The 26,970-nt window shown below is 71.1% G+C and carries 28 protein-coding genes and 1 riboswitch; of the genes, 18 read left to right on the top strand and 10 right to left on the bottom strand.

What is annotated here, in order from left to right; genetic code table 11:
* The first annotated feature begins 10 nt into the window (after positions 1-10).
* The 4 genes from EXU32_RS17225 (at position 11) to EXU32_RS13965 (ending at position 3,064) form a co-directional block, all read left to right on the top strand.
* Complete coding sequence (locus tag EXU32_RS17225; protein ID WP_165399685.1) at positions 11-160, top strand: hypothetical protein; 150 nt, start codon at positions 11-13, stop codon at positions 158-160.
* A gap of 86 nt (positions 161-246) precedes the next feature.
* Positions 247-978: a helix-turn-helix domain-containing protein gene (locus EXU32_RS13975; protein WP_165399684.1), complete on the top strand. Its 732-nt coding sequence runs from the start codon at positions 247-249 to the stop codon at positions 976-978.
* 20 nt (positions 979-998) lie between these two features.
* The gene (locus tag EXU32_RS13970; protein ID WP_130630451.1) at positions 999-1,703 is read left to right on the top strand and encodes a hypothetical protein; all 705 of its coding nucleotides are present in this window, start codon (positions 999-1,001) and stop codon (positions 1,701-1,703) included.
* A gap of 155 nt (positions 1,704-1,858) precedes the next feature.
* On the top strand, positions 1,859-3,064 hold the full coding sequence (locus EXU32_RS13965) for a MarP family serine protease (protein WP_130630450.1): 1,206 nt from the start codon (positions 1,859-1,861) through the stop codon (positions 3,062-3,064).
* Here the strand turns inward: EXU32_RS13965 and EXU32_RS13960 are convergent.
* Positions 3,061-4,746: a S8 family peptidase gene (locus tag EXU32_RS13960; RefSeq protein ID WP_130630449.1), complete on the bottom strand. Its 1,686-nt coding sequence runs from the start codon at positions 4,744-4,746 to the stop codon at positions 3,061-3,063. The two genes, EXU32_RS13965 and EXU32_RS13960, sit on opposite strands and share 4 nt — an antisense overlap.
* A 77-nt stretch (positions 4,747-4,823) precedes the next feature.
* Positions 4,824-5,000: riboswitch (cobalamin riboswitch) on the top strand.
* A gap of 39 nt (positions 5,001-5,039) precedes the next feature.
* Here EXU32_RS13960 and EXU32_RS13955 point away from each other — a divergent pair.
* The 7 genes from EXU32_RS13955 to EXU32_RS13925 all read left to right on the top strand — a co-directional run bounded on the left by EXU32_RS13955 (position 5,040) and on the right by EXU32_RS13925 (position 11,218).
* Positions 5,040-6,098: a FecCD family ABC transporter permease gene (locus EXU32_RS13955; protein ID WP_242612797.1), complete on the top strand. Its 1,059-nt coding sequence runs from the start codon at positions 5,040-5,042 to the stop codon at positions 6,096-6,098.
* Complete coding sequence (locus EXU32_RS13950; RefSeq protein WP_130630448.1) at positions 6,095-6,895, top strand: ABC transporter ATP-binding protein; 801 nt, start codon at positions 6,095-6,097, stop codon at positions 6,893-6,895. The genes EXU32_RS13955 and EXU32_RS13950 overlap by 4 nt, the downstream gene beginning before the upstream one ends.
* Entirely contained in the window at positions 6,892-7,935 is a 1,044-nt protein-coding gene (locus EXU32_RS13945) for an ABC transporter substrate-binding protein (protein ID WP_130630447.1), read from the top strand. The genes EXU32_RS13950 and EXU32_RS13945 overlap by 4 nt, the downstream gene beginning before the upstream one ends.
* A 65-nt stretch (positions 7,936-8,000) precedes the next feature.
* On the top strand, positions 8,001-8,723 hold the full coding sequence (locus tag EXU32_RS13940; protein WP_165399683.1) for an enoyl-CoA hydratase/isomerase family protein: 723 nt from the start codon (positions 8,001-8,003) through the stop codon (positions 8,721-8,723).
* 3 nt (positions 8,724-8,726) lie between these two features.
* The gene (locus EXU32_RS13935) at positions 8,727-9,329 is read left to right on the top strand and encodes a hypothetical protein (RefSeq protein WP_130630445.1); all 603 of its coding nucleotides are present in this window, start codon (positions 8,727-8,729) and stop codon (positions 9,327-9,329) included.
* Between the two features lie 255 nt (positions 9,330-9,584).
* Positions 9,585-10,211, top strand: a complete 627-nt coding sequence (locus EXU32_RS13930; protein ID WP_130630444.1) for a DUF47 domain-containing protein — start codon at positions 9,585-9,587, stop codon at positions 10,209-10,211.
* Between the two features lie 5 nt (positions 10,212-10,216).
* The gene (locus tag EXU32_RS13925) at positions 10,217-11,218 is read left to right on the top strand and encodes an inorganic phosphate transporter (protein WP_278044452.1); all 1,002 of its coding nucleotides are present in this window, start codon (positions 10,217-10,219) and stop codon (positions 11,216-11,218) included.
* A 101-nt stretch (positions 11,219-11,319) separates the two neighbouring features.
* On the opposite strand, the gene pstB is transcribed toward EXU32_RS13925, so the two are convergent.
* The 8 genes from pstB to EXU32_RS13885 all read right to left on the bottom strand — a co-directional run bounded on the left by pstB (position 11,320) and on the right by EXU32_RS13885 (position 20,436).
* Positions 11,320-12,099 (bottom strand): phosphate ABC transporter ATP-binding protein PstB, encoded by a 780-nt coding sequence (pstB, locus tag EXU32_RS13920; RefSeq protein WP_130630443.1) that lies wholly within the window; start codon positions 12,097-12,099, stop codon positions 11,320-11,322.
* A 23-nt stretch (positions 12,100-12,122) separates the two neighbouring features.
* Positions 12,123-13,184: a phosphate ABC transporter permease PstA gene (pstA, locus tag EXU32_RS13915; RefSeq protein ID WP_130630442.1), complete on the bottom strand. Its 1,062-nt coding sequence runs from the start codon at positions 13,182-13,184 to the stop codon at positions 12,123-12,125.
* Positions 13,184-14,143: a phosphate ABC transporter permease subunit PstC gene (gene pstC / locus EXU32_RS13910; RefSeq protein WP_242612796.1), complete on the bottom strand. Its 960-nt coding sequence runs from the start codon at positions 14,141-14,143 to the stop codon at positions 13,184-13,186. The genes pstA and pstC overlap by 1 nt, the downstream gene beginning before the upstream one ends.
* Before the next feature lie 115 nt (positions 14,144-14,258).
* Positions 14,259-15,377 (bottom strand): phosphate ABC transporter substrate-binding protein PstS, encoded by a 1,119-nt coding sequence (pstS, locus tag EXU32_RS13905; RefSeq protein ID WP_207233806.1) that lies wholly within the window; start codon positions 15,375-15,377, stop codon positions 14,259-14,261.
* A gap of 199 nt (positions 15,378-15,576) precedes the next feature.
* Positions 15,577-16,539: an NUDIX hydrolase gene (locus EXU32_RS13900; protein WP_130630441.1), complete on the bottom strand. Its 963-nt coding sequence runs from the start codon at positions 16,537-16,539 to the stop codon at positions 15,577-15,579.
* Positions 16,536-18,806, bottom strand: a complete 2,271-nt coding sequence (locus EXU32_RS13895; RefSeq protein WP_130630440.1) for an RNA degradosome polyphosphate kinase — start codon at positions 18,804-18,806, stop codon at positions 16,536-16,538. Before EXU32_RS13895 ends, EXU32_RS13900 begins: the two co-directional genes overlap by 4 nt.
* Positions 18,807-18,811: 5 nt before the next feature.
* Positions 18,812-19,717: a mycothiol synthase gene (gene mshD, locus EXU32_RS13890; RefSeq protein WP_130630439.1), complete on the bottom strand. Its 906-nt coding sequence runs from the start codon at positions 19,715-19,717 to the stop codon at positions 18,812-18,814.
* On the bottom strand, positions 19,717-20,436 hold the full coding sequence (locus EXU32_RS13885) for a response regulator transcription factor (RefSeq protein WP_130630438.1): 720 nt from the start codon (positions 20,434-20,436) through the stop codon (positions 19,717-19,719). The genes mshD and EXU32_RS13885 overlap by 1 nt, the downstream gene beginning before the upstream one ends.
* A 42-nt stretch (positions 20,437-20,478) precedes the next feature.
* Here EXU32_RS13885 and EXU32_RS17510 point away from each other — a divergent pair, with 42 nt between their 5' ends.
* Both EXU32_RS17510 and EXU32_RS13875 read left to right on the top strand, forming a co-directional pair.
* Positions 20,479-21,318, top strand: coding sequence for a hypothetical protein (locus EXU32_RS17510; protein WP_130630437.1), 840 nt, complete (start codon positions 20,479-20,481; stop codon positions 21,316-21,318).
* 52 nt (positions 21,319-21,370) lie between these two features.
* Complete coding sequence (locus EXU32_RS13875; RefSeq protein ID WP_130630436.1) at positions 21,371-21,865, top strand: FABP family protein; 495 nt, start codon at positions 21,371-21,373, stop codon at positions 21,863-21,865.
* A gap of 56 nt (positions 21,866-21,921) precedes the next feature.
* On the opposite strand, the gene EXU32_RS13870 is transcribed toward EXU32_RS13875, so the two are convergent.
* Positions 21,922-22,929 carry an LCP family protein gene (locus tag EXU32_RS13870; protein WP_130630435.1) on the bottom strand — a complete coding sequence of 336 codons (1,008 nt, stop codon included), beginning with the start codon at positions 22,927-22,929 and terminating at the stop codon, positions 21,922-21,924.
* Positions 22,930-22,984: 55 nt separating this feature from the next.
* Here EXU32_RS13870 and EXU32_RS13865 point away from each other — a divergent pair, with 55 nt between their 5' ends.
* The 5 genes from EXU32_RS13865 to dtd all read left to right on the top strand — a co-directional run bounded on the left by EXU32_RS13865 (position 22,985) and on the right by dtd (position 26,964).
* The gene (locus EXU32_RS13865) at positions 22,985-24,004 is read left to right on the top strand and encodes a YgfZ/GcvT domain-containing protein (protein WP_130630434.1); all 1,020 of its coding nucleotides are present in this window, start codon (positions 22,985-22,987) and stop codon (positions 24,002-24,004) included.
* A 269-nt stretch (positions 24,005-24,273) separates the two neighbouring features.
* Positions 24,274-24,828 (top strand): helix-turn-helix domain-containing protein, encoded by a 555-nt coding sequence (locus EXU32_RS13860; protein WP_130630433.1) that lies wholly within the window; start codon positions 24,274-24,276, stop codon positions 24,826-24,828.
* Positions 24,825-25,451, top strand: a complete 627-nt coding sequence (locus EXU32_RS13855) for a hypothetical protein (protein ID WP_130630432.1) — start codon at positions 24,825-24,827, stop codon at positions 25,449-25,451. Before EXU32_RS13860 ends, EXU32_RS13855 begins: the two co-directional genes overlap by 4 nt.
* A gap of 98 nt (positions 25,452-25,549) precedes the next feature.
* Positions 25,550-26,539: an asparaginase gene (locus tag EXU32_RS13850; protein WP_130630431.1), complete on the top strand. Its 990-nt coding sequence runs from the start codon at positions 25,550-25,552 to the stop codon at positions 26,537-26,539.
* A complete protein-coding gene (gene dtd, locus EXU32_RS13845; RefSeq protein WP_130630430.1) occupies positions 26,536-26,964 on the top strand; it encodes a D-aminoacyl-tRNA deacylase in 429 nt (142 codons plus the stop codon). Before EXU32_RS13850 ends, dtd begins: the two co-directional genes overlap by 4 nt.
* The last annotated feature ends 6 nt before the right edge of the window (positions 26,965-26,970 follow it).

Below are 26,970 nucleotides of genomic sequence, written 5' to 3'. Positions count from 1 at the left end.
TGACGCAGTCATGAGATGGCGCTACCAGCGCGACACCACGGCCTACGTCATGCCGTACGTGCAGCCGGGTGAGTCCTATCCCGACTGGTCTGCCCGTCCCGCCACGGCCGAGGTGCTGCAGGCCGCGCTCGACGCGGCCAAGCGGTACCGCGACATGTGATCGACAGGGCGGTGGATCCGCCGCGCATCTCGGCGGTTCCGTTTGCAGGAAACCTTTACAGGCGCATAGTATTTATGGAGGGCGTCGTGCAGGTGGATGTGGAGGGGTCGATGATGGGTCTGATCAGCGTTCCCGACGCAGCACGCCAGCTTGGCGTGTCGCGCATGCGAATCCAGCAGCGCATCGCGGACGGGTCCCTGCCCGCCCAGCGGGTCGGCCGCCAGTGGGTCATCGACGAGGCAGACCTGCGAGCAGTGGCGCACAGCGCGGGCCCTGGTCGCCCACTGTCGCCGGCGTCCGCCTGGGCGCTCGTCGCTGTAGCGGCGGGCAGCGGCGAAGGTCTATCTCCGTCGGGGAAGTCGCGTGCCAGTGCCCGTCTCGGCGCCTTCCTCGAGCAGGCGCCGCAGGTGGCTGACCTTGATGCCTTCGCAGCCCGGACGAAGCGACTCCTGGGAGGTCGGGCCGAGCGGCGGCTCTACCGGGCTTCGCCGTTGGACCTGCCGGGACTGCGCGACGAGCCTCGCCTGCGCTTGTCGGGACTCTCCGTTCCTGAAGCTCGGATTGCAGGCGACAGCGTGGTCGAGGGCTACATCCACGCCCGTGACCGAGAGGCGCTCATACGGGACCATCTGCTCTCACCGGCCAAGGGCGCCCGGGCGAATGTGATCATGCATGTCATCAACGGTGACGGGGATGTCGACCACTTGGTCGGGAGCGACCTTGTCGTCGCAGCAGACCTGGCCGAGCACGAGAGCCCGCGCGAACGCGCGCGAGCGCAAGAGCTGCTGGCCGACCTTGCCGAACGGCACGCCTCGTGAGGGTCGTGGAGATGCCGGCGATGTCCGCTCCTCAGCAGGAGGCGTGGCACGCTCTGATGGACCTGCATGAGCTGGTCCCGTCGAACTGGTGCCTCGTCGGAGGCCAGATGGTGCATCTGCACTGCGCCGAGCGCGGCGGCTCTCCGATCCGTCCGACGGATGACGCCGACACCGTCGTCGACGTGCGCACCCAGCCCGACATCCTGCGCACCTTCACTGCCGCGTTGACCCGGCTGGGCTTCCGCGCAGACACAGCCGGGAACGGTATGCAGCACCGGTGGAAGCGCGACCAAGCCCAGATCGACGTGCTCATCCCCGAAGGGGTCGGCGAACGTGCAGGCTCGCGAGGCGGCATCCAAGGAGCGCCCACAGTCGCGGCGCCGGGGACCACCCAAGCGCTGGCTCGTAGCGCTCAGGTCCAGGTGGACGTCGCGGGACGGGTTGGCGCCATGCGCCGCCCCAACCTGGTCGGGGCCCTCGTGGGGAAGGCTGCCGCGCGGGTCGACCTCGGCAGTGGTGGCGCAAGCGGGAGGCACTGCGCAGACTTCGTCGTCCTCGCAGGTCTCATCGCTGCCAGCGACTTCCGCGACGAGACCCTGACAAAAAAGGACCGGGGACGTCTGAGGCGCATGGTCAAGATCTGCGCCACCGACCCCTCCGCGCTCAGCGTCGAGAACGCGCAGGAGCACTTGGACCGCTTGGCCCTCGCCGCGACCCTTGGGTGAGCCGCCCGATGTGGGCTGTGCAGAGGCCCTGATGTCACCAGGATCGGGTGTGGACCACCACCCGATCGCCCACCCGACAGCCCTCTCCCAGCAGGGTGTGATGGGTTGGGTGCGCGCCGCTCCCTTCGCGGCGACCCGCCCCGAGGAGCGTGCACATGACCGACTCGACGATCCTGGACCTCGTCCTGCTGCTCGTGCTCGCCGCCTACGCGATCGGCATGTACCGCTCCGGCCTCGTCGCCGGCCTGCTGTCCATCGTCGGGATGGTCGCGGGTGGGCTGCTCGCCCTGTGGGGGCTGCCGGGGGTCTTCGCCCGGTGGTCGGCGACCGCGGGTGACCCGGTGGCACGGGTCGCACTCCTCGTCGTCGGGACGATCGTCGCGGCCGGCATCGGGCAGAGCATCGGCGCCCTGGCCGGCGCTCGCTGGCGCACCCGGGTCACCCACGGCCCCACCCGGCTCGTCGACTCGCTGCTCGGTGGGGTCGCCGCGCTGGTCGTGGGATCGACCGTCGTCTGGCTGATGGCCGGAGCCGTGGTCGCCGCCCACCCCGCGCCTGCCCCCGCTTGGCTCACCGGCTCACGCGTCCTGCAGCAGATCGACCGGGCCATGCCGGCCGGTGCCGACCGGGCACTGTCGAGTGCCTATCAGCGGCTGGCCACCGACGGGCTGCCACGGGTCTTCTCCGGCATCGGGCGCGAACCCATCCGCGCGGTCGAGCCGCCCGAGCCCGGGGTCGTCGCGGGACGGGGTGTCGAGGCGGCCGCGGCGTCGGTCGTCGAGGTCACCGCGCTGGCCCCGGCCTGCGGTCGCGGCTCGTCGGGCAGCGGGTGGGTCGCCGCGCCGCAGCGGGTCGTCACCAATGCGCACGTCGTCGCCGGGACGAGCAGCCCCATGGTCCGGGTCGGTGGCACCGGTCCTGCCCTCGCGGCGACCGTCGTCGCCTTCGACCCGGGCCGGGACGTCGCCGTCCTGGCGGTCCCCGCGCTGCAGGCCGCGCCCCTCCCTTCGGGGCCGGACCTGACGCGAGGTGACTCCGTCGCGGTCGCGGGCTTCCCCCTCGGCGGTCCCTACGACGTCGAGGCCGGCCGCGTGCGCGAGCGCACCAACGCCCGGGGGACCTCGATCGACGGCGCGCCCGGGGTGACGCGCGACATCTACGCCGTGAGTGCCCGGGTGGAGCACGGCAACTCCGGCGGCCCGCTCCTGTCACCCTCGGGCCAGGTCGTCGGCACGGTCTTCGCCAAGTCCGTCAGCGACGACGGCACGGGCTATGTCCTCACCCTCGACGAGACCCGCCCCGTGGTCGAGGACGGCGTGCGTGCCACGTCAGCGGTCGGCGCCGGCTCCTGCGCGGGCTAACGCACCGCCGCAGCCGCGTCGACGACGCCCTCTCCGAAGATGCCGTTGAGCTGCGTCGTCCCCTCGCAGGTGACGGCGCCCTCGTCCGCCGGGCAGGGCTTGTCGGTCGCGGTCCTCCCCAGCGTCGCCGCCACGTCCGCGGGCCGCATCCGGTCACCGTTCGCGCTGATGACCAGGGCCGCCACGCCGGCGACGTGCGGCGAGGCCATCGACGTCCCCTGCAGCCAGGTGTAGAGGCCGCAGCGCTCGTCAGGGTCCGGGTCGATGTCGCCGATGCCGTCGGGGCAGCTGCGCACGACCCGCTGGTTGCCGTCCTGCGTGACCCGCCCCTCGTCGTCGATGGCGCCCTCTGCGCGGGCAAGGTCACGCGGCATCGCCGAGAGGATGCCGCCGCGACCATCGGGCTCCTGGCCGCCGGGTGCGGCGATGTCGATCCGGCGATCGCTCGGGTCCGAGGTCCAGTTGGAGAAGGTCGAGCGCGCATCGCCCTGGTCGACGGAGGCGACGCCGATCACGCGCTTGCCGTCGAGCGGGAGGCGCTCGCAGCTCGACGGGTCCACCGAGCGGTCGCGCGCCGTCCCGCCGTAGTCCGGGCTCGTCTCGTCGGTGCCCGGGGCCCCCACGTCGGCGGCATCGTTGCCGGCCGAGCTGACGATCGTCACACCGGCCTTGTCCGCGACGTCGTAGGCACGGTGCATGAGCTCGATCGAGACGTCCTGGAAGGCGGCCTGATCGGGCGAGTCGCCTGGTGCCCCACCGCGGCAGGCGACGAGCCACGGGTCGACGTAGTAGCTCATGTTGACCACGTCGAGGCGCTGGTCGGCGGCGTAGGTCAGTGCGTTGATCGTCGGGCCGATGAAGAAGAGCCCGGCGTCCTGACCGGCCCGCAGGTCCACGAGCGTGACGCCCGGTGCGACACCGGTGACGCCGAGCCCGTTGGCCGCGGCGGCGATCGTGCCGGCGACGTGGGTGCCGTGGCCGGCGTCGTCCGCCCCGACGGGGTCGACGCAGCCGTCGGCCTCGCAGGGGCCGTCGATGTCGGGCAGGTCGGTGACGAAGGAGCGCGACAGGCCCGTGTCGAGCACGGGCGCGAGGTCGGGGTGGCTGGCGTCGATGCCGGTGTCGATGACCCCGACCCGCACCTCACGACGGCCGGTGGTCACCTCGTGCGCACCGGCGACGTCGATGGCAGCGGCACCCCAGAGCCACCCGTCGAAGGGGTCGCCCCCCTTCGGCGGGGAGGGCGGGGTCGGGATGTCGGTCGCCGGGGTGAGGTCGCCGGCGACGGGCAGCTGGGGCTCGTCCGGGGTCCAGCCGGCACTGCGGTCGGTGACGGCCGCGGAGACGCCGTCGACCCCCTTCGCCCGCTTCTGCACGTCGTCGTCGGGGCTGCGCAGGGTGACCATGCCGATGGCCGTGTTGATCGAGGTGAGGGCCAGGCCGTCGCTCTTGAGGGCGTCGGCGATGCGCTGCGTGTCCGCGGGGTCCTTGGCGACGACGACCCAGTCGCGGCCCTCCGCGGGTGGGGTGAAGAGTTGCACGGAGGTGTGCGCGGCGGTGCTCGACGGCGCGGGAGTCGAGCTGCTGCTCGTGCTGGCGGGGGAGTCGCCCCCGAGGGCGGAGCAGCCGCTCGCGGTCATCGTCAACGCGAGGAGCGCGCCCCAGGCCGTGCGTGCGTGCATGTCCGTCCCCTTCGGCCGATCAGTCGTCGCAGTCTACGGAGGACGAAGGGAGTCGGCCCGGCCGAAGGAGCGTGGCGTAGGGTCGACCCCGAGTCAGACGCACACCAGTGCAGAGGGAATCCGGTGAGAGTCCGGAGCTGTCGCGCAGCGGTATGGGTGACTGACGGGGTGTGCACCACTGGGCAACCAGCCCGGGAAGGAACCCCGTCGGGACGACCCCGAGTCCGAAAACCTGCTGGCTCGCCCATCCGACCGGGCCTCGCGATCAGGCCCCCGATGCACTGGAGACCTTCGTGTCCCACGACCGTCCCGGGGGACGGCACCTGCCGACCGGACCCCTCGTCCTCACCCTGCTGGTGGCCACGGCCGTCAGCGCCGTCGTCTCGCTCGCCCTCGGCTCCGAGCCGCTCACCATCTCCGGTGTCGTCGACGTGCTGCAGGCCCGCCTGACCGGCGGCCGGGGCGCCGACCCCACCTACGACACGATCGTCTGGGAGCTGCGCGCACCGCGCGTGCTCATGGCCCTCGTCGTCGGCGCCGGCCTGTCCATCGCGGGCGCCTGCATGCAGACCCTCGTGCGCAACCCGCTCGCCGACCCCTACCTGCTCGGGGTCTCCTCGGGTGCAGGGGTCGGCGCGACGCTCGTCATCGTCCTCGGGGCGCTCAGCGGCCTGGGGATCTGGGCGCTGTCCTTCGGCGCGCTGGGCGGAGCCCTCGTGGCGACCGCGCTCGTCTTCGGGATCTCGATGGCCCAGGGCGGGATCACCCCCCTTCGCCTCGTCCTGACGGGGGTGGTCATGTCGGCGGCCTTCTCGTCCGTGTCGAGCTTCCTCGTCTTCTACAGCGCCGACCCCCGGGCCACCCAGTCGGTGCTCTTCTGGCTGCTCGGCAGCCTCTCGGGGTCGGTGTGGGCCCAGGTCCTGCCCTCGGTGATCGCCGTGTCGCTCGCTGTCGCGGTCCTCATGGCCCTCCACTCGTGGCTCGACGCGCTCGCCGCGGGCCCCGAGGTCGCCGCCTCGCTCGGCGTCCCGGTGGCGGCGCTGCGGATCACGCTCTTCGTCCTCGTGTCCGTCCTCGTCGGCGTGCTCGTCGCGGTGTCCGGCGGCATCGGCTTCGTCGGGCTCGTCGTGCCGCACCTGGCCCGCATCGTGGTCGGCGCCCGGCACCGCTGCGTCCTGCCGGTCGCGGCCGTCGGCGGCGCACTCTTCATGCTCTGGGTCGACGTCGCGGCGCGCGTCGCCGTGCGTCCCCAGGAGATCCCGCTGAGCGTCGTCACCGGGCTCGTCGGCGCCCCGGTCTTCCTGCTCCTGCTCGGCCGGCGCCACTACACCTACTCAGGAGGAGAGGGATGAGCCACCTGTCCAGCCGCGGCCTCGCCGCCGCCGTCGGGGGTCACACGATCGTCAGTGGTGTCGACCTCGACGTCCCCCGCGGGTCGATGCTCGCCCTCGTGGGGCGCAACGGCAGCGGCAAGTCCACCCTCGTCCGGGCCCTCGTCGGGCTGCGCCCGCCCGCCGCCGGGACCGTCGCGATCGACGGGGTCGACCTGCGGACCCTCACCCCGCGCCAGCGCGCCACCCGCGTCGCCTACGTGCCGCAGGAGGACGGGCCTCCCGAGGACCTGCTCGTCGGCGAGATGGTTGCGATGGGCCGCATCCCGCACCGGCCACCGTGGGCCGTCGACGCGAAGGGGGAGGCCCCTCTCGTCATGGAGGCCCTCGAGCTCGTCGGGATGGCCGACAAGGTCGACCGGCCCTGCCAGCACCTCTCGGGCGGGGAGCGACGCCGCGTGCTGCTCGCCCGCGGCATCGCCCAGGGGGCCGATCTGCTCGTCCTCGACGAGCCGACCAACCACCTGGACGTCCATCACCAGATCCAGCTGCTGGAGACGCTGCGCGCGCTCGGGTGCACCGTCATCGCGGCCGTGCACGACCTGCAGCTCGCGGCCGCGCACTTCGACGCCGTGGCGGTCCTCCACGCCGGGGCCGTGCACGCCGTCGGGCAGCCCGCCGACGTCCTGACCCCGGCGACCGTGCACGACGTCTTCGACGTCCCCGCCACCCAGCTCACCGACCCGGCAACCGGCCGCGTCCACCTCGTCCTCGGGCCCGGTGCGCCCGTCCCCGCCCCACGGAAGGTCCCAGCATGAACCCCCTTCGTCCTGCTCGCGCAGCCGCGCTCGTCCTCGTCGCCGGTCTGCTCGCCGCCTGCAGCGCCGACGCCGGCGCCCGGTCTACGGCTGCGTCGAGCGAGGTGTCCGTCACCAACTGCGGCGTGGACACCCCCTTCCCCACCCCCGCCCAGCGGATGTACGTCGGCGGCGACGGCAACCTGCTCGCGATGGTGCTCGCCCTCGGGGCCGCGGACCAGGTCGCTGGCGTGGTCGGGCTCGACGACGCCCGCGGGCCGCTGTCGCGGGTCTACGGTGCGGACTCGCTCGCCGGCCTCACGCAGGCGACCCCCGACTACCCGACGATGGAGAATGTCATCGCCCGACGACCCGACGTGGTGCTCGCCGGGTGGAACTACGGGTACTCCGAGGACACCAAGCTCACCCCCGAGCTGCTCGCCGACCGCGACATCGCCGGCTACGTCCTGTCCGAGAGCTGCCGGCAGCCCGACGGGCGGCGCGGCACCATGCCGCCGTGGGACGCGCTGCGGGAGGACATCGACAACCTCGGTGTGATCACCGGGCGCGAGGACGCCGCCGAGCGGGTCAACGCCGACATCACCGCGCGCCGCACCGCCCTGGAGGACGCCCCGCAGGCCACGCGCCCGCCGACGGTCTTCCTCTTCGACTCCGGCACCAAGCAGATCTTCACCTCCGGCTCCCAGGGCGCACCGCAGGCGATCATCGAGGCCGCTGGTGGCGCCAATGCCACGGCGGGGGTCAAGGACACGTGGACCGAGGTCTCGTGGGAGCAGCTCGTCTCCTCCAAGCCGGACTTCTTCGCCTTCGTCGACTACGAGGGGCAGAGCTTCCGCGACAAGGTCAAGGTCCTGGAGTCCAACCCCGCGACCAAGGACCTGCCGGCCGTCAAGGAGAAGCGCTATCTCAACCTGCCGATCCCGGCGTGGACGAGCAGCCCGCTCAACATCGACGCCGCCGAGCAGCTGCGTGCCGCGCTGGAGGAGGACGGCCTCGTCCCCGCGAGCGGCATCCGCCCCGAGCACGACCTCCAGCCGTGACCACGGGCGACGGGGCCCCGCAGCGGGCATGGGCTCCGGGCGATGCGATGGCTAAGGTTGTGGACGTGGGAGTTACGTATGAAGCATCTGACCGCCTCGCCCGAATCGTCCTGGACCGGCCCGAGGCCGGCAACGCGCTCGATCTCGACATGGCCCGCGCCCTGCGCGAGCAGGTCGAGCGAGCCCTCGGCGACCCCTATGTCGACATCCTCACGCTGACGGCCAACGGCGAGGACTTCTGCCTCGGCTCGGACACGACCGACGCCGAGGCTGCCGACGACCCGACGACGGCGGTCTTCGAGCTCGCGGCAGCGCTCGAGGAGCTCTTCTCGCTGCTCAACTCCTCGAGCAAGCTCGTCCTCGTCGGCGTGCACGGCCGGGCCATGGGCTCGGGCCTGGGGCTCGTGCTGGCGGGTGACCTGGCCTTCTGCGCCCAGGACGCGACCTTCTGCGTCGCTCCCAAGGGCGGCACGGGTGCACCCGACCCGGGCCTGGCCTGGCTGCTGCCGCGGGCGATCGGCCAGCAGCGGGCGCTGTCCTTCGGGCTGGGCGGCCGCACCCTCGATGCGTCGACCGCCGACGACTGGGGGATCGCAGAGCTGGCGCCCGACGGCGACGTCGCGGCCGCCCTCAAGGACGCCGCGGACAACCTCGGTGGCGAGCACCTGTGGGCCAACTCCGAGATGCGACGCCTGCTGCACGCCTCGTGGGAGACCTCGCGCACCGAGCTGTCCCAGTCCGAGGCGGTCACCCTCGTGCGAGCCCTCCTCACCCGTAACAAGGCCTGAGTCGTGGCAGAGCCGGGCAAGCCCCGCCGGCCGCTCCACTTCGGGCCCGACGCCATGGAGGCCCACGGCGGCACCCTCCCCGACCCCGCAGAGGCGGCCGAGGCGGCCCACACCGCAGCCCAGACGGTCATCGACGCCGGCCGGGGTGACTCCTCGCCGGTGACGACGGCCCGTCTCGTGCGGCTCGTCGAGGACCTCGGCATCGACACCCTGGCGCAGCTCTGGGCGGGCCGTCCGGCCCGCAGCCTGCCCGGTGCCCTGTGGCGCGTCTACGTGCTCCGGGCGTGGATCCAGCGCAACCCGGAGGTGGCCGCCCGCGAGTACGCGTCGGGGCTGGTCGTCGCCCAGGTCAGCCACGTGATCGCCGGGGTCGTCGACCCGCCCGGCACCGAGGAGGTGCGCGACCTGTCCGACCGGATCCTCGGGGGTGTCTTCGACGGCGACCTGGCCGTGGCCCTCGAGCGGGCGGCGGCCTTCTGCCGGGTCGTGGCCACCGGGCGGGCGCACCTCGAGGACGGTGACCTGGACGCTGCGGCGGCGATGGTGACGACCGCGGAGGACCTCGAGGCCAGCGCCCGCCTGTGGCGGCAGGGCGCGCTCCACTGACTCTGCTGGTCCGACGCGGGCCACCCTGGGGAATGAAGGTGACCTTGCTCGCCGTTAGGCTGAGCAGGTGCACCGGGTCGCGGTAGCCCCGGGTCCCAAAATTCGCCGCCACGAGCGGCCGTGCGCCGTGAGGCGCTCCCGACCCGGTGCACTCCAGGGGCCCACGCGGTGAACGCCCGATGACGCAATGGTGTCCAGTCGGTCCTACGCTGTGTCCTGACCCTGCTCCCTCACCTGAACCGGAGTACGACGCCCGTGGGCATCTTGAAACCGTCCTCCCGGGACGATGCGTTCTTCCAGCTGCTCGCCGACAGTGCTCGTCAGTGCGTCGCGGCGGCTGGGCTCCTCACCCAGATGTTGGCGGCGGACACCACCGAGCGCGAGGTGCTGCTGCCTCGCCTGAAGGACATCGAGCACGAGGCGGACGAGGCGACCCACGCCATCATCCGCAAGGTCAACACCAGCTTCGTCACCCCCTTCGACCACGGTGACATCGTCGAGCTCGCCGCCTCCCTGGACGACTGCACCGACGCGATCGAGGCGGCCGGCCAGATGGTGGTGCTCTACCGGATGAATGGCCTCATGCCGGACATCACCGCTCAGATGGAGGTGATCGTGCGGATGGCCCAGCTGACGGCCGACGCCATGCCGCGGCTGGCCACGATGAAGGAGCTGCCCGAGTACTGGGTGGAGATCAACCGCCTGGAGAACGAGGGCGACGTCATCTACCGAACGCTGCTTCGTGACCTCTTCGGCGGGGCGGTGACCGATCCGATCGAGGTCATCAAGCACAAGGACATCATCGAGCGTCTCGAGCAGGCGGCAGATTGCTTCGAGACGGTGGCGCACCGGGTCGAGAGCATCGTCATCAAGGAGTCCTGACGCTCGTGGAGTGGCTTCCTGTTGCGCTCGTCACCGTGCTGGCGATGGGCTTCAACTACACCAACGGCTTCCATGACGCGGCCAACGCGATCGCGACCTCGGTCTCGACCCGGGCACTGACCCCCCGCGCCGCGCTCGCCATGGCCGCGGTGGCCAACCTCTTCGGTGCCTTCTTCGGTGCCAAGGTTGCCGAGACCGTGGGCAAGGGCATCATCGACGCCCCGGATGGCAACTTGGGCCTCGTGCTCTGCGGTGCGGCACTGCTCGGCGCCATCGGCTGGAACCTCCTCACCTGGTGGTTGGGCCTCCCTTCGTCCTCGTCGCACGCCCTCATCGGCGGTCTCGGCGGGGCAGCGCTCGTCGCCGGGGCGGCGGTGAAGTGGATGGGCATCTTCGAGAAGGTCATCGTCCCGATGCTCATCTCGCCCGTGGTCGGCATCATCGTCGGCTTCCTGGTGATGAAGCTGATCCTGCGGTTGTTCCACGACGCCAACCCCGGCCGCACCAAGCGCGGCTTCCGGATGGCGCAGACCGGCTCCGCGGCCGCCATGGCCTTCGGTCACGGCATGCAGGACGCCGCCAAGACCGCTGGTGTCGTCGTCCTGGCCCTCACCGTCTCCGGCCACCACCCCAGCGGCGACGACAGCATCCCGTTGTGGGTCCTCGTGATGTCCGCGGTCGTGATCTCCATGGGTACCTACGCCGGTGGCTGGCGGATCATGCGCACGCTGGGTCGCGGCATCATCCACCTCGACCCGCCGCAGGGCTTCGCCGCCGAGGTCACCGCGGCGTCGATCCTCTACGTCGCGACGATGCTCAAGGCACCGATCTCCACGACGCACGCGATCACCGCGGCGATCATGGGCGTCGGCTCGACGAAGTCGCTCAAGGCCGTCCGGTGGGGCGTCGCCAAGAACATCGTCGGCGCCTGGATCCTCACCTTCCCCGGCGCGGGCCTGTCCGCGGCGATCTGCATGTGGATCGGCATGGCGGTCTTCGGCGTCTGAGCCACCACCCGCGCAACGACCGACGGCCGACGGATCCCCCCTGCGGGTCCGTCGGCCGTCGGCCGTCCTGCCAGCCCCCGACGAAGGGGGGCGGTCGTCCGTCAGCCGAAGCGGCCGGAGATGTAGTCCTCCGTGGCCTTCTCGGACGGGTTGTTGAAGATGTGCTGCGTGTCGGCGAACTCCACCAGCTGACCCGGCTTGCCGGTGCCCTCGATGTTGAAGAAGCCGGTGCGGTCGGAGCAGCGGGCCGCCTGCTGCATGTTGTGCGTCACGATGACGATCGTGTAGTTCTCCTTCAGCTCCGCGATGAGGTCCTCGACCGCGAGCGTGGAGATCGGGTCGAGCGCCGAGCACGGCTCGTCCATGAGGACGACCTCGGGCTTGACCGCGATCGTGCGGGCGATGCACAGACGCTGCTGCTGGCCGCCGGAGAGGCCGGAGCCCGGCTTGTCGAGCCGGTCCTTGACCTCGTTCCACAGGTTGGCGCCGCGCAGGCTCGTCTCGACGAGCTCGTCGGCGTCGGACCGCTTGATCCGCTTGTTGTTGAGCTTGACGCCGGCCAGCACGTTTTCGCGGATCGACATGGTGGGGAAGGGGTTGGGCTTCTGGAAGACCATGCCCACCTTGCGGCGGACCATCACCGGGTCGACGCCCTTGCCGTAGAGGTTCTCCCCGTCGATGACGACCTCGCCCTTGACGTGGGCGCCGGGAATGACCTCGTGCATGCGGTTGAGCGAGCGGAGGAAGGTCGACTTGCCGCAGCCCGAGGGGCCGATGAGCGCCGTGACCGACCGGGGCTCGATGGTGACGGAGACGTCCTTCACCGCCAGGAAGTCGCTGTAGTAGATGTCGAGGTTCTTGACGTCGATGCGCTTGGACACGATGTGGTTCCTTGTCTGTCGCGTCAGCGACCGGTCTTGGGGGCGAAGAACTTGGAGATCAGCCGGGCAGCGATGTTGAGGATCATGACGAGGGCCATGAGGACGAGGGCGGCCGTCCAGGCAGCTGCGATGCTGTCCTCCTTGTTGGTGCCCGGGTTGGCGTAGGAGCTGTAGGCGAAGAGCGGCAGCGCCGACATCGACCCCTCGAGGGGGTTGAAGTTGACCGCACGCGACGCCCCCATGGTGATGAGCAGCGGCGCGGTCTCGCCCATGACGCGGGCGATGGCCAGGGTGATGCCGGTGGCGAGGCCGGCGATGGCGGTCGGCAGCACCACCTTGGCGATGGTCAGCCACTTCGAGACGCCCAGGGCGTAGCTGGCCTCGCGCAGCTCGTTGGGGACGAGCCGGAGCATCTCCTCGCTGGAGCGGACCACCGTGGGGATCATCAGGACCGCCAGCGCGACGGCGCCGACGATGCCGGCCTGGTAGGCCTCGTCACCGAGCATCATCGTGAAGAAGCCGATGGCGAAGAGGCCGGCGACGATGGACGGGATTCCCGTCATCACGTCGACGAAGAAGGTCAGGCCGCGGGCGAGGACGCCCTTGTTGCCGTACTCCGTGAGGTAGATCGCGGCGAAGAGGCCGATCGGCACGGAGATCAGCGTCGCGATGCCGGTCGTGATGACGGTGCCGATGATCGCGTGGTAGGCGCCGCCGACGTCGCCGGAGCCGACGCCCCGCATCGAGTAGGTGAAGAACTCCGGGTCGAGCCGGTCCAGGCCCTTGGACACGATCGTCCAGATGACCGAGACGAGCGGCACCATGGCCAGCAGGAAGGTCGTCGTGACGACGCCCGTGACCAGGCGGTCCGTGGCGTGACGTGCCCCCTCGACGGCGCGCGATGCGACGTAGATGGCGATGCAGTAGATCACGGCGCCGACGAGGATGACGCTCAGCGGGTTGAGCCCCCCGACGACGGCCAGCAGGGCGATCGCGGCGATGGCGGACCCGGCGAGGATGGCCCAGCGGACGGGCTGCTCCAGGCGCCCGTCAGCCTGGACGTCGTCGTGCGTGGTGGCGGTCATCAGTTGGCTCCAGAGAACTCGGAACGGCGGGAGACGATCCACCGGGCGAACATGTTGACGAGGAAGGTGACGACGAAGAGCGCCAGACCCGAGACGAAGAGCGTGCTGCGCTCGATGCCGAAGGACTCGGGGAAGTTCAGCGCGATGTCACCGGCGATGGTGCCGGGCGTGTTGGAGGTGAGCAGCTCCCACGAGTATCCGCCACCGCTGGCGGACAGGATGATGGCGACGGCCATCGTCTCGCCGAGCGCCCGACCGAGGCCCAGCATGGCGCCGGAGACGATGCCGGACTGCCCGAAGGGAAGAACCGTCTGGCGGATCATCTCGGAGCGCGTCGCGCCCAGGGCCAGGGAGGCCTCCTCGTGCAGGCGAGGGGTCTGCAGGAAGACCTCGCGGTTCACAGCCGTCATGATCGGCAGGATCATGATCGCCAGGACGATGCCGATCATGAGCATCGTGCGGCCCGTGGTGGTCACGGACCCGGAGAAGAGTGGGATCCAGCCGAGGTACTCGTTGAGGAACTCGAAGGAGGGCACCGCGCTCTGTGCGATCTGCATGCCCCAGAGACCGAAGATGATCGAGGGGACGGCAGCGAGCAGGTCGACGACGTAGCCCAGGCCGGCAGCCAAGCGCCGAGGGGCGTAGTGGCTGATGAAGAGCGCGATGCCGATGGAGAGCGGCACGGCGATGATCAGCGCGATGATCGACGACAGCAATGTCCCGAAGATGAGGGGCCCGACGTAGGCGACGAGACCGTTGCCGCCGCGCACCTCGCTGGAGTCCGCGAGGAGGGCATCCTTCGCCCCGAACAAGAGGAAGAAGGTCACGCCCACCAGGACGAGGAGGATGACGACTCCGGCGGACACGGACAGCGCGCTGAAGATGCTGTCGCCGTAGCGTCGGCCGGACCGGAGACCGCTGGCGGTCGATTTCGGGTCCACTGCTGAGGTGCTGCTCACGTTCGCCTGCTGCTTCCTTCGGGGGGGGGGGAAGGGGTGGGGCGACAAGCCGAACGGCCCTGCGACTGCACTGCAGCCACAGGGCCGATCGGGTCGACCCTGGGGGTCAAGCTGGTCAGTCGGTCTTGATCTGACCGAGAGCGTCGGTGGCAGCCTTGGTGGCGGCCTCGCTCAGCGGGGCGGAACCGGCAGCGTCGGTGGACGCCTTCTGGCCGTCCTCGGAGATCGCGTACTCGAGGTAGGACTTCACCGTGTTGGCAACCTCCGGGTCCTTGTAGTCCGTGCAGGCGACGGCGTACGAGACCAGGACGACCGGGTAGACGCCCTCGCCCGCGTTGCCGCGGTCGAGCTCGACGGCGTAGTTGGTCTTGCTGGTCTCGTCGACCCGCTTGGCGCTCTCGAGGATCTTGGCGGCAGCCTCGGGGCTGTACTCGATGAACTCCTTGCCGGCCTTGATCTTGGCGGCCGTGAGGTCACCGATCTGGGAGGCATCGGCGTAGCCGATGTTGCCCTCGCCGGCGCCGATCGTGTCGACGACACCGGAGGTGCCCTTGGCGGCCTCGCCACCCTTGATCGGCCACACGTCGTCGGGCTCGTGCTTCCACTTCTCCGGGGCTGCCTCGGCGAGGTAGGAGGAGAAGTTCTTGGAGGTGCCCGACTCGTCGGAGCGGTTGACCGGCGTGATCTTGGTGTCGGGGAGCTTGACGCCCTCGTTCTCCTTGGCGATCGCCGGGTCGTTCCAGGTCTTGATCTTGCCGGAGAAGATGTCGGCGATGACCGGGGCGCTGAGGTTGAGGCTGTCGACGTCCTTGAGGTTGAACGCGACGGCGATCGGGGAGACGTAGGTCGGGAACTGGATGGTCTCGCCCGTGCAGCCCTTCTCCTTGGCGGAGGCCATCTCCTCGTCGTCCATCGCGGAGTCGGTGCCCGCGAAGTTCACGGCGCCGTTGATGAACTTCTCGCGGCCGGTGCCGGAGCCGTCAGGCGCGTACTCGACGGTGGCGTCGGGAGCGACCTCGGTGAAGTCGGCGATCCACTCGTTCTGGGCCTTCTCCATGGAGCTGGCGCCGGCGCCCTTGATGGTGCCGGAGACGGCGGCGGCGTCGGAGCCACCGTCGGAGGACGAGGAGGAGGAGCTGTCCTCGTTGCCCGCGCCACACGCGGCCATCGAGAAGGTGAGGGCGAGGGCAGCGGTACCGGTGAGGACCTTGCGGCTGCGGGTGGAACGAGTCACGTCTGTCAGACCTCTCTGAGGGGGTGGACACGAACGCGCGACGAGGGCAGCCCGCCGCGACCGCCGTGGTCGTACGTTGACGAACGTAGGGACGCTCGGTGACCGGACGGCTCGCAATCGGTGAACACTCGGTGAATCGCACCTGCACAGTGCGTGGTCAGGTCGCGGGTGCGTCACACCCGGGGTATGGGCGGGTGCGTCACCCGCGGTCGAGGAGGAGGTGCCGCTCGGCGGCGACGACCCGGGCGTCCTCGCCGGTGCCCACGACGTGGGCGATGAGGGCCTCCCCCTTCGCCAGTCCGTCGCGGACGACCTCCTCGATGACGGACTGCGCGACCACGCCCGGGGCCAACGCCGGGTCGACCCGCTCGAGGAGCCGGGCGACGAGGTCCGGCAGCACGGGTCCATGGCTGCACAGGCACGCGGGGACACCGCGCACGAGGAGCCGGTCGAGGTGGTGACCCGCGCGTGCGGGGTCCTCGGCGTAGCCCTCCTCGGACAGCCCGGGCTTGAGTCGGAGCTTGCCGCCGCTTGCCGTGGCGTAGGGCGCGAGGGTGTCGCTGGCGCGGGTGGAGGGGCTGCTCACGAGGCGTTGGATCCCGTACCCGTCGAGCAGCGGGACGAGCTCGGCTGCCTGCGCACGGCCTTGCGGGCTCAGCGGACGCAGCCAGTCGTCGTCGGACCACGAGGAGCGTGAGCGGGCCTTGGCGTGCCGCAGGACCGCCAGGGACCAGGTCGTGAGGGTGCCGGTGGCGGCAGCGGCCCGTAGTGCCTCCACCTGGGCCCGGTCACGCTGGTAGGTCAGCCGCTCCGGGGCGGCGTCGGCCTCGACCCAGTCGACGGCGTCGACCTCGTGGACGAGGCCCCCGTCACCTCCGGTGACCTCCGCGGCCCAGTAGCGCACCTCCTTGACGGCAGTGCCCGACGCCGAGCCCACGGTGTAGGTCGTGGTCGGGAGCGGATGGCCCAGCCGCACGCGCAGCCCGGTCTCCTCGAGCGTCTCGCGGACCGCGGCGGCGGGGAAGCTCTCGCCGCGCTCGAGCTTGCCCTTGGCCCACGACCAGTCGTCGTAGCGGGGTCGGTGGACGAGCGCGACCTGGAGGCGCCCACGTCGGCGCCGCCACGGCAGGGTTCCTGCGGCCAGGACGGTGGCCGCGCTCAACGCCGCGCCTTGCGACGCCGCTGGGCGTGCATCGCGATCAGGGCTTCCTGGATGTCGGGCAGGGGCGTGCCGTCGGGGGCCTGGTGGACCCGGGTCCACCGACCGGCGCCGTCGAGCGACCAGTGGCCGTAGTCGCCGGACATCCCGCGGGCGACGAGGTCGAAGAGCTGCTCGACGTGGCGCGGCTCGACGATGCGGACCATGGCCTCGACCCGCCGGTCGAGGTTGCGGTGCATGAGGTCGGCCGAGCCGAACCACGCCTCGCGGCCGTCGCCGGTCCCGAAGAGGAAGATCCTCGAGTGCTCCAGGAAGCGCCCGAGCACGCAGTGGACCCGGATGTTGTCGCTGAGCCCCTCGACGCCGGGGCGCAGGGCGCAGATGCCGCGCACCCAGATGTCGACCCGGACCCCAGCGATGCTGGCCCGGTACAGCGCGTCGATCGTGGCCTCGTCGACGAGGGAGTTGACCTTGAAGGCGATGCGTCCGTCACCGTGCTGGACCTGCCGGTGGATCTGCTTGTCGATCCGGTCGAGCAGCCCGTCCCGGATGCTGCGGGGCGCGACGAGGAGCCGCTTGAACTTGCTGCGCGGCGCCAGGCCGGAGAGCTGGTTGAAGAGGCGGGTGAGGTCCTGGCCGACCACCGGGTCGGATGTCAGCAGCCCCACGTCCTCGTAGAGCCGTGCCGTCTTGGGGTTGTAGTTGCCGGTCCCGACGTGGCAGTAGCGCGCCAGCCCGTCCGGCTCCTGCCGGACCACCAGCGCGAGCTTGCAGTGGGTCTTCAGCCCGACGATCCCGTAGACGACGTGGACGCCGGCGTGCTCGAGCTTGCGGGCCCACTCGATGTTGTTCTGCTCGTCGAAGCGCGCCTTGATCTCGACGACCGCGAGCACCTGCTTGCCGGCCTCGGCCGCATCGATGAGCGCGTCGACGATCGGGCTGTCACCGCTGGTGCGGTAGAGCGTCTGCTTGATCGCGAGGACCTGCGGGTCGGCGGCGGCCTGCTCGAGGAAGGCCTGCACCGAGGTGGAGAAGGAGTCGTAGGGGTGCTGCAGGAGCACGTCCTGGTGGGCGATCCGCTCGATGAGGTTGGCGGCCTTGGAGGACTCCTCCGGGGCGAGGTCGGGGTTGGTGCGGGCGACGAAGGGGGGGAAGTGCAGGTCGGTCCGGTCGATGTCGGCGATCTCGTCGAGACCTCGCAGGTCCAGCGGTGCGGGCAGCCGGTAGACCTCGTCCTCGGTGACGCCCAGCTCCCGGGTGAGCAGCTCCATGACGTGGTCGTCGAGGTCCTCCTCGACCTCGAGGCGGACCGGTGGGCCGAAGCGGCGCCGGGTCAGCTCCTTCTCCAGGGCCGCCAGGAGGTTCTCCGCGTCGTCCTCCTCGACCTCGAGGTCCTCGTTGCGGGTGACCCGGAAGGAGTAGTGCTCGTGCACCTCCATGCCGGGGAAGAGCTGGTCGAGGTGCGCGGCGATGACGTCCTCGAGCGGGACGAACTGGGCCTCGAAGAGGTCCTCGGTGACCGACGCGGAGGCTCGACGCACCTTGAGGAAGCGCGGGAGCGAGGGCGGCATCTTGATCCGCGCGAAGTGCTCCTTGCCCGTCTTGGGGTTGATCAGGATCACCGCGAGGTTGAGGGACAGCCCGGAGATGTAGGGGAAGGGGTGGGCCGGGTCGACGGCCAGGGGAGTGAGCACCGGGTAGATCTCGTGGCTGAAGAGGTCGCCGAGGCGCTCCTGCTCGGGTGCCTCGACCTCGCTCCAGCGCACGATGCTGATCCCCTCGTCCACGAGCGCGGGCCGCACGCTGTCGTCGAAGATGCGGGTCTGCATGGCCGACAGCTCGTGGGCCACCCGCGAGATCTGCTCGAGGACCTCGCGCGGCTCCAGCCCGGAGGGGCTGCGCACGGCGATGCCCGTCGCGATGCGCCGCTTGAGCCCGGCGGCGCGGACCATGAAGAACTCGTCGAGGTTGCTGGAGAAGATCGACAGGAAGCGCGCCCGCTCGAGCAGCGGCACGGACGAGTCGGCGGCCAGCTGCAGGACGCGCTCGTTGAACTGCAGCCAGCTGATCTCCCGGTCGAGGAAGCGGTCGCTCGGCAGGGCGGACGGGTCGGCCCCGTCGTGATGGGCCGTGCGGACGAAGCGGCCGTTGGCCGCTCGGGCGCGCAGCTCGCTGGCTGCGGCGGGCGACGAGGAGGAGATGGAGACGTCGCCGGTGACCGTCCCGGCCTGCGGGGCGGGGAAGGCATGTGCGGCGTCGGCGTCCACCATGTCGATCATCCTTGCACTTGGTCGTGAACCTCTGGTGAACGCGACGGTGCGTACATGACGTGGACGGCCTTGCGCCCGAAGCCGGCCCGCCCGTAGGTCGCCAGCGCGGGGGTGTTGTCGGCCTCGACGTAGAGCTCGACCTCGGTGACGCCGCGACGGGCCAGGTGGGCCAGGCCGAGTCGGGTCAGGGGGCCCGCGAGCCCCCGGCCGTGCAGGTCGGGGTGCACGCCCACGACGTAGACCTCGCCGACGGGGCCGCCCGGCGGGTCGATCTTGGTCCAGTGGAACCCGACCAGAGGGCCGTCGTCCGCAGCCCTCTCCAGGAGGATCACCCCGTCGGGGTCGAACCACGGCTGGTCCATCCGCTCGGCCAGCCCCGCGTCGTCGAGCGACCCCTGCTCGGGGTGGTCGACGAAGGCGGCCGAGTTGACGGCCAGCAGCCTCTGCTCGTCGCTGCCGGGACGGAAGGTGCGGTGCGCGAAGCCGTCGGGGAGCGGCGGGTCCTGCTCGTCTCCCGGCTGCACGGGTCGGGAGAGGACGAGCAGCTCCCGGACGACCTGAAGTCCCAGCCGCTCGCCGAGGGCCCGTGAGGCAGGGAGGTCGCCGTGAGCCCACGGCCGGGCGTCGGGTCGACGCTGCAGGGACGTGCCCAGCAGGGCGGCCCCCACCCCCTTCGTGCGGTGGTCGGGTGCCACGAAGGCCTCGAGGGAGCCGTCGGCGACGGTCGACGCGTAGCCGATCACCGAGGTGCCGTCGAGGGCGAGGAGGTGCTCGCCCTCGCGCGGCAGGGCGAGGACGAAGGCCTCGCTGAGCGGCTCGACGCCGTCGACGGACGCGGCCGCGTCCGCAGCGGAGCGCACCTGCTCGACGTGGTCGGCCGACAGGCGGGCGAAGGGGGTGATCGTCGCCATCACGAGTCCACCGCCGCGACGCTGCCGCTGGTGTCGTCGACGTCCGCGTCGTCGCGGACCACGACGAAGCGGTAGCCGACATTGCGGATCGTGCCGATGAGCTGCTCGTGCTCGTTGCCGAGCTTGGCGCGCAGGCGCCGGACGTGGACGTCCACGGTGCGGGTCCCTCCGTAGTAGTCGTATCCCCAGACCTCCTGCAGGAGCTGGGCGCGGGTGAAGACGCGTCCGGGGTGCTGGGCGAGGTGCTTGAGGAGCTCGAACTCCTTGTAGGTCAGGTCGAGCAGTCGGGGGCCGAGCCGCGCGGAGTAGGCGCTCTCGTCGATCACCAGGTCTCCGGCGACGATGCGTTCGTCGTCCTCCGAGGGTGCCACGACCCGGGTCATCGACAGGCGCAGGCGCGCCTCGACCTCGGCGGGTCCGGCCCGGTCCAGCAGGATGTCCTCGACGGGCCACTCGGCGTTGACCGCGGTGAGCCCGCCCTCGGTGAGGATCGCGATGACGGGTGCGGTGACCTCGGCGGTCCGCAGCACCCGGCACAGGGAGCGCGCCTGGGCCAGCTCGACGCGCGCGTCGACGAGGATGACGTCGACGTCGGGGAGGTCCATGACGGTGGATGCCTCGGCGGGCAGAGTGCGCACCTGATGCCCCAGCAGCCCGAGTGCCGGCAGGACCGAGGCACTGGGCGCCAGGTCATCTGTCAGGAGCAGGAGTCTGGCCATCAGTCGCAAGAATATGCGGCAGCTCCCGGATACCCTCACCACGTGACCACCGACCTTCCTGCTCCGCACGAGTCCCGCGCCTCTCGGCGCGCCCTGCGCGCCGCTGGGACCGAGAGCGACGCCACGGCGCCCACTGCGCGTGCCCGGCCGGTCGTGGTCGCTGCGACGGTCGTCGTCGCCCTGCTCCTCGCGGCCGCCGCCGGGTCCGGCGAGCGGGTGCTCGAGATCGTCTCCGTCGTCGTCGCCGGCCTCGTCGTGGGGGTCGGCTGGCCCCGACTCGCGGGCTCCCGCAGTCAGGTCGGGATGGGACTCGTCCTCGTCGTGACGGCGCTGGCGCTCGGTGCGGCTCTGCTCCTCCAGGACGAGGAGCCCTATCTCGAGCACGTCCCGGCGGCCCTCGCCCTGGGCGTGGTCGCCATGTGCCTGCACCCCCTGGTCCGGGCCTCGGCGCGGGTGCACCTGGCGCAGGACCTCGCCGTCACGTCGCTCGGCCTGCTCCTCGTCGGCGGGGGAGGTCTCTTCGTCAGCACGGACTTCGTCGGCGGTGGCGGCCCGGTGGTCGTCGTCGGCGTCGCCCTGGCGGTCGCTGCCCTCGTCGACCTCGTCCTCGAGCGCCCTCGCGCGGTCCGCTGGCTGGTGCCCGCCGCCATGCTCGTCGGCGGCCTGGCGGCCGTCCTGGCCAATGCCGTCATCGGCGGCGGTCTCGCTGCGTGGCCAGCCCTGCTCGGGGTCGTCGGTGCGGGCGCGGCGGTCTCGCTGCGTCGGGCGATGGCCCAGCTGCCGGCGATCGACGGCGTGCTCGGGGCCGTGGCGGCCGGCGCGGCGTCGGTCCTCGTCGTGGCGCCCCTGGTGCACCTCGTGGCGCGCCTCCCGCTCACCTAGCAGCTGCAGCACGGATCGCGGCGCAGCAGCAGCGTCCCCCTACGATGGGCGGGTGTTCACCCTCGATCCCACCATCCACCCTGACATCGCCCCCCTGGCCTGGCTCGTCGGCCGGTGGGAGGGCGCTGGAGTCCTCGGCTACCCGACGATCGAGTCGGCCAACTTCGGTCAGGAGATCGTCGTGACCCACGACGAGCGGCCCTTCCTGCGGTGGGAGAGCCAGTCGTGGATCCTCGACGACGCGGGCAACAAGGTGCGCCCCTCCGGCACCGAGCTCGGCTTCTGGCGGCCCGGCGGCGAAGGGGGAGCGGAGCTGCTCCTCACCCACCCCACCGGCATCGTCGAGATGTACTACGGCACCGTCGAGCCCGGCCGCATCGAGGTGCAGACCGACGGGGTGATCCGCAGCCCGCACGCCAAGGAGTACACCGCGGCCAAGCGGATGTACGGCCTCGTCAACTCCAACCTCATGTGGGTCATGGACATGGCGGCGATGGGGCAGCCGCTCACCAGCCACCTGTCGGCTGAGCTCAAGCGCGTCGACTGACCGCTGGCTCGAGCGGGCTCGAGCAGCCCACGGGCCCTGGGGCCCGTGGACCGGGCTCAGGGGTTGTAGGACTCCAGGTCGTCCGTGCGCAGGGCGTCGCTGAGCTCGGCCATGCCCTGGGTGTCGAGGATGTCGATGGACCCGCCGTTGGGGGCGGTCCCGAAGCCGCTGAAGGGCGCGGTGATGAAGTGGATGTTGCCGCCACGCACGCCGCGCATCTTGATCGCCTCGCTGCGGATCGTGCCTGCGCTGAGGGTGTTGTCGACCGTCGTGTGCTTGGTGCCCGCGTCGATGACGCCGCCCAGCTTGCCGGGGTTGAGCAGGACGCTCGGCTGGAGGGTCTCGGACATCATCGCCTTGAGCCAGGCCTGCTGGCGCTGGCCTCGTGAGATGTCTCCCTCGGAGAGGGTCTTGCGCTCGCGGACGTACTCCAGGGCCTGGGTCCCGTTGAGTCGGACCTGGCCTTCGGGGTACTTGGGGCTGGCCTGCTGGTTGTTGACGGTGACGCCACCGAGGGCGTCGGTGAGGTTCTTGAAGCCCTCGAAGTCGGTCTTGGCGACGTGGTTGATCTTCACCCCGACGAGGTCCTGGATGGTCTGCACGAGCAGCGGCGACTGGCCGTAGGCGTACGCCGCGTTGATCTTGTCCTGTCCGTGGCCGGGGATCGGCACGTAGAGGTCGCGGGGGAAGTGGATGATCCACACGTCCTTGCGGTCCTCGGAGACGTGCACCAGCTGGATGACGTCGGAGCGGCTCCCCGTGTCGCCGGGGCGCGCGTCGGAGCCGATGAGCAGGTAGTTGGTGCCCTTGTCGCTGACCAGCTCCTCGCCCTTCGCCGTCTTCTTCTGGTCGGCCGAGCTGCCCAGGAGGTTGTCGCGCTTGAGGTTGTTGTCGACCTTGCTGCTGAGGAACCAGCCGTAGCCGCCGACCCCGATGACGACGAGGAGCAGGAAGGCCAGGACGGACACGATCAGGCGCCGTCCGAAGCCCATGCGGCGTCGACCGGAGCGGCGGCGGGGGGAGGCGTCGACGGTGTCGTCGGTGTCCTCGAAGTCTTCGAGCATGGGCACATGCTATGCGGCCGGCTTGGGCTCCACCTGTACGTCGTAGATTGGGGTCATGACCGCTTCCTCATTGCTGCAGGCCCCCGGCGCCGTCCCCGGCGACGGGATCGACTCAGGCGTCGCCGCGCACTACGGGGACCCGATGCGCGAGCAGCGGTTGCTCTCCGAGGGGCTGGGCGTCGTGGACCTCTCCCACAGGGGGGTCGTCACGGTCACCGGAGCGGACCGGCTGTCGTGGTTGCACTCCCTCACCACCCAGCAGCTGGCCGGGCTGGCGCCCCGCACCTCCGCCGAGTCGCTCGTCCTCACCCCCAAGGGGCATGTCGAGCACGCGCTGCACCTCGTCGACGACGGCGAGACGACGTGGATCACGGTCGAGCCCGGGACGGCGCCTGCGCTGACTGCCTGGCTGGACTCGATGCGCTTCATGCTCCGGGTCGAGGTCGCGGACGTGTCCGACCGCTTCGCCGTCCTGGGGGAGAGCATCGACCGCGAAGGGGGAGAGGGCGAGCCTCCGACGTGGGTCGACGCGTGGCCGCGCGTGGTCGGTGACACCGCGCTCTACGGTCCCGAGCCGCAGGACCACCCGGCGCACGGCCGCCGGTGGCGCGAGGTGATCGTCCCGGTCGACGAGGTCGCCGCCGCGGTGGGCGACCGCGAGCTGGTCGGCACCTGGGCCGCAGAGGCCCTGCGGATCGCCGCCTGGCGCCCACGGCTGGGCGCCGAGAGCGACCACCGCACGATCGCTCACGAGGTCGACTGGCTGCGCACCGCCGTTCACCTGCACAAGGGGTGCTACCGCGGTCAGGAGACGGTCGCTCGCGTCCACAACCTCGGTCGCCCGCCGCGCCGGCTGGCCTTCCTCCACCTCGACGGGTCGGGACACACCCTCCCCGAGGTCGGGGCCGAGGTCTCCCTCGGCGACAAGGTCGTCGGGCGGATCACCTCCGTCGGTCGGCACCACGAGGACGGCCCGATCGCGCTCGCGATGCTCAAGCGCAACACCGACGACGTGGCCGACCTGCTCGTCGCGCCCGATGTGGCTGCGGCACAGACCGCGATCGTCCCCCGCTGACCCAACCACCCCCCTTCGCCCCCCGCCAGTACGCCCGCACACCTGAATCCGCATCTCCTTAAGGTCGTGCGCACGCCAGCCGCATCTCCTTAAGGTCGTGCGCACGCCAGCCGCATCTCCTTAAGGTCGTGCGCACGCCAGCCGCATCTCCTTAAGGTCGTGCGCACGCCAGCCGCATCTCCTTAAGGTCGTGCGGTTGCGTTGAGACCCTGGCCACAGATGCTGCCTGTGGCTTGCAAAGTGCTAACTACGGCAAGCATGATGAGGACATGTCGAAGAACCCGCTGGACGCCCTCCCGGGCAACCTGGGCAACAACCTCGGTGACTACCTGCGCGAGCAGCGACTCACCAAGAAGCTGTCCCTGCGACAGCTGTCCGCCATCGCCGGGATCTCCAACCCCTACCTGAGCCAGATCGAGCGGGGGATCAAGCGGCCGAGCGCCGAGATCCTCCAGCAGATCGGCAAGGGCCTGTCGATCTCGGCCGAGACCCTCTACGTCCAGGCCGGGCTCCTCGACCCCAAGGACGCGGCCGCCGAGGCCGCGGCCACGACCCGGGCGGCCATCGCGGCCGACCCCGCCCTCACGTCGCGCCAGCGCCAGACGATGCTCGAGATCTACGAGTCCTTCGTCGGCGGGTCCGCGACCACGGCACCCAAGCGCGCCGCCAAGAAGGGCGCCACCAAGACCACCGCGAAGAAGAAGTCCGCGGGCAGCACGAAGGGTTCGGCAGCGTCGTCGGGCTCGAAGTCCACGCCGGCACGCGCCGGACGTGGAGCCACGACCTCGTCATCGACGAGTACCACCCCAAGGAGAACCTCATGAGCGTCACCACCACCGTCAAGAAGGTCGTCACCGACCAGACCTACGCCACCATCGGCGCCACCGACCTCACCGTCGAGACCTTCCGGGGGTACACCACCCAGATCGCCGCCCTGCGCGCCGAGCTGGAGCCCAAGAAGGTCCAGGCCCGCGTCAAGGCCGCGCCGGCCGACGCCCAGGCGTACTACGCCGACCTGACCAAGCGCGGCGAGTCGCTCGTCACCCGCATCAAGAACCAGAAGGCCACCAAGGACCTCGTCGGCCAGGCCGAGGCCACCGTCGCGCTGGGCAAGGGTGTCGTCACCACCGTCCGCAAGGCCGTCGCTGACGTCGAGGCGTCCGCCAAGCGCACCCTGACCATCGGTCGCAAGGAGGCCGTCAAGGCCGCCGAGGCCGTCAAGGACTCCGTGGACGTCGACGTCAAGGTCGACACCGCCAAGGCGAAGAAGGCCGTCTCCACCTCCGCCAAGCGCACCACCACGGCCGCCAAGAGCACCCGCACCACCGCCAAGAAGGCCGCGACCCGCACCCGCACCGCGACCAAGTCGACCGCCACGGCCGCCAAGACCACCGCCGCCCAGACGGCCAAGGCTGCCGACACGGCCGCCGAGAAGGTCGGCGACTGACCCTTCGAGGCTCGTACCTCGCACCTCAGGAACCGAGATCACGCGGCTGCGCCTGACGCGCAGCAGCTGACGCTCTGGTGAGCGGTAGCCTCGGGTGGATGACCGCCCAGGCGCCCGACACCACCAGTCTCGACGACGCCCCCGTGCTGGTCCACGTGACCCGCGGGGGCTTCGTCGAGTCCGCCCACCGAGCGACCCTCGTCGCCACCGACCCGGTGGCGGGGACCCCCCTTCGCCGTGGCCGGGTGGACGACCCGGTCCTGCCGCGCTCCTCCCTCAAGCCGATCCAGGCCCTCGCGATGGTCCGGCACGGGCTGGACCTGCCTCCGCACCTGCTCGCCCTCGTGTGCTCGAGCCACTCCGCGGAGGACTTCCACCGCGACGCCGTCGCCGAGATCCTCGCCACGGTCGGTCTCGACCTCGGGGCGCTGCAGAACACCCCGGCGCTGCCGATCGGCGAGCTCGAGCACGCGCGCTGGCTCGCGGCCGGCACCGAGCCGGTCCCCGTCGCCCAGGACTGCTCCGGCAAGCACGCCGGCATGCTGGTCACCTGCAGGGTCAACGACTGGCCGATCGAGAGCTATCTCGACGTCGACCACCCCCTCCAGCAGGCGATCCGCGCGACGACCGCGCAGGTCGTCGGCGAGGTCAGCCACACGACCGTGGACGGCTGCGGCGCACCGCTCTTCGCCGTACCGCTGGTCGGCCTGGCGAGCTCCTTCGGTGCGCTGGCGGCTGCCGAGCCGACCACCGACGAAGGGAGGATCGCCGACGCCATGCGCACGGCCCCCCAGATGGTCGGCGGCACGGGCCGCGACGTCACGCAGTTCATGCAGGCGGTCCCCGGCCTGATCGCCAAGGACGGCGCCGAGTCCGTCTACGCCGCCGGGCTGGCCGACGGTCGCGGGATCGCGATCAAGGTCGCCGACGGTGCCCCGACACCGCGGGCGCGCCGAGCGCTCCTCGCCCACGCGCTCCTCGCGCTGGGCGTCGACACCCCCGGTCTGCGGGAGCTCGCCGACCAGCCGGTCCTCGGCCACGGCCGCCCGGTCGGCGCCGTCGAGGTGCTCGACCTCACCGCCTCGTGAGGACGGTCCTGCAGCGGGTGACCTCCGCCCGCGTCGTCGTCGACGACGAGGTCGTCGGCGAGATCGGCCCCGGTCTGGTCGCGCTCGTCGGGGTGACCCACGACGACGGCACGCCCGAGGTCGCGACGACCGTGCGCAAGATCGCCGAGCTGCGGATCATGCGTGACGAGACCTCGGTGACCGACTGCGGCGCGGCAGTGCTCGTCGTCAGCCAGTTCACCCTGCACGCCGACGTGCGCAAGGGTCGGCGCCCGTCGTGGAGCGCCGCCGCACCCGGGCCGGTCGCCGAGCCGCTCGTCGACGCGGTGGCCGATGGTCTGCGGGAGCGCGGGATCGAGGTCGCCACGGGGCGGTTCGGCGCCGACATGGCGATCGACATCCACGCCGACGGTCCGGTGACGCTCGTCGTCGACGTGCCCGCCTAGGCTGGG

Source organism: Janibacter limosus, assembly GCF_004295485.1.
In the GTDB taxonomy this organism is placed as follows: Bacteria; Actinomycetota; Actinomycetes; order Actinomycetales; family Dermatophilaceae; genus Janibacter; species Janibacter limosus_A.
Note: the sequence above shows the minus strand (reverse complement) of the source record. Positions and strands in the feature narration are given on the sequence as shown.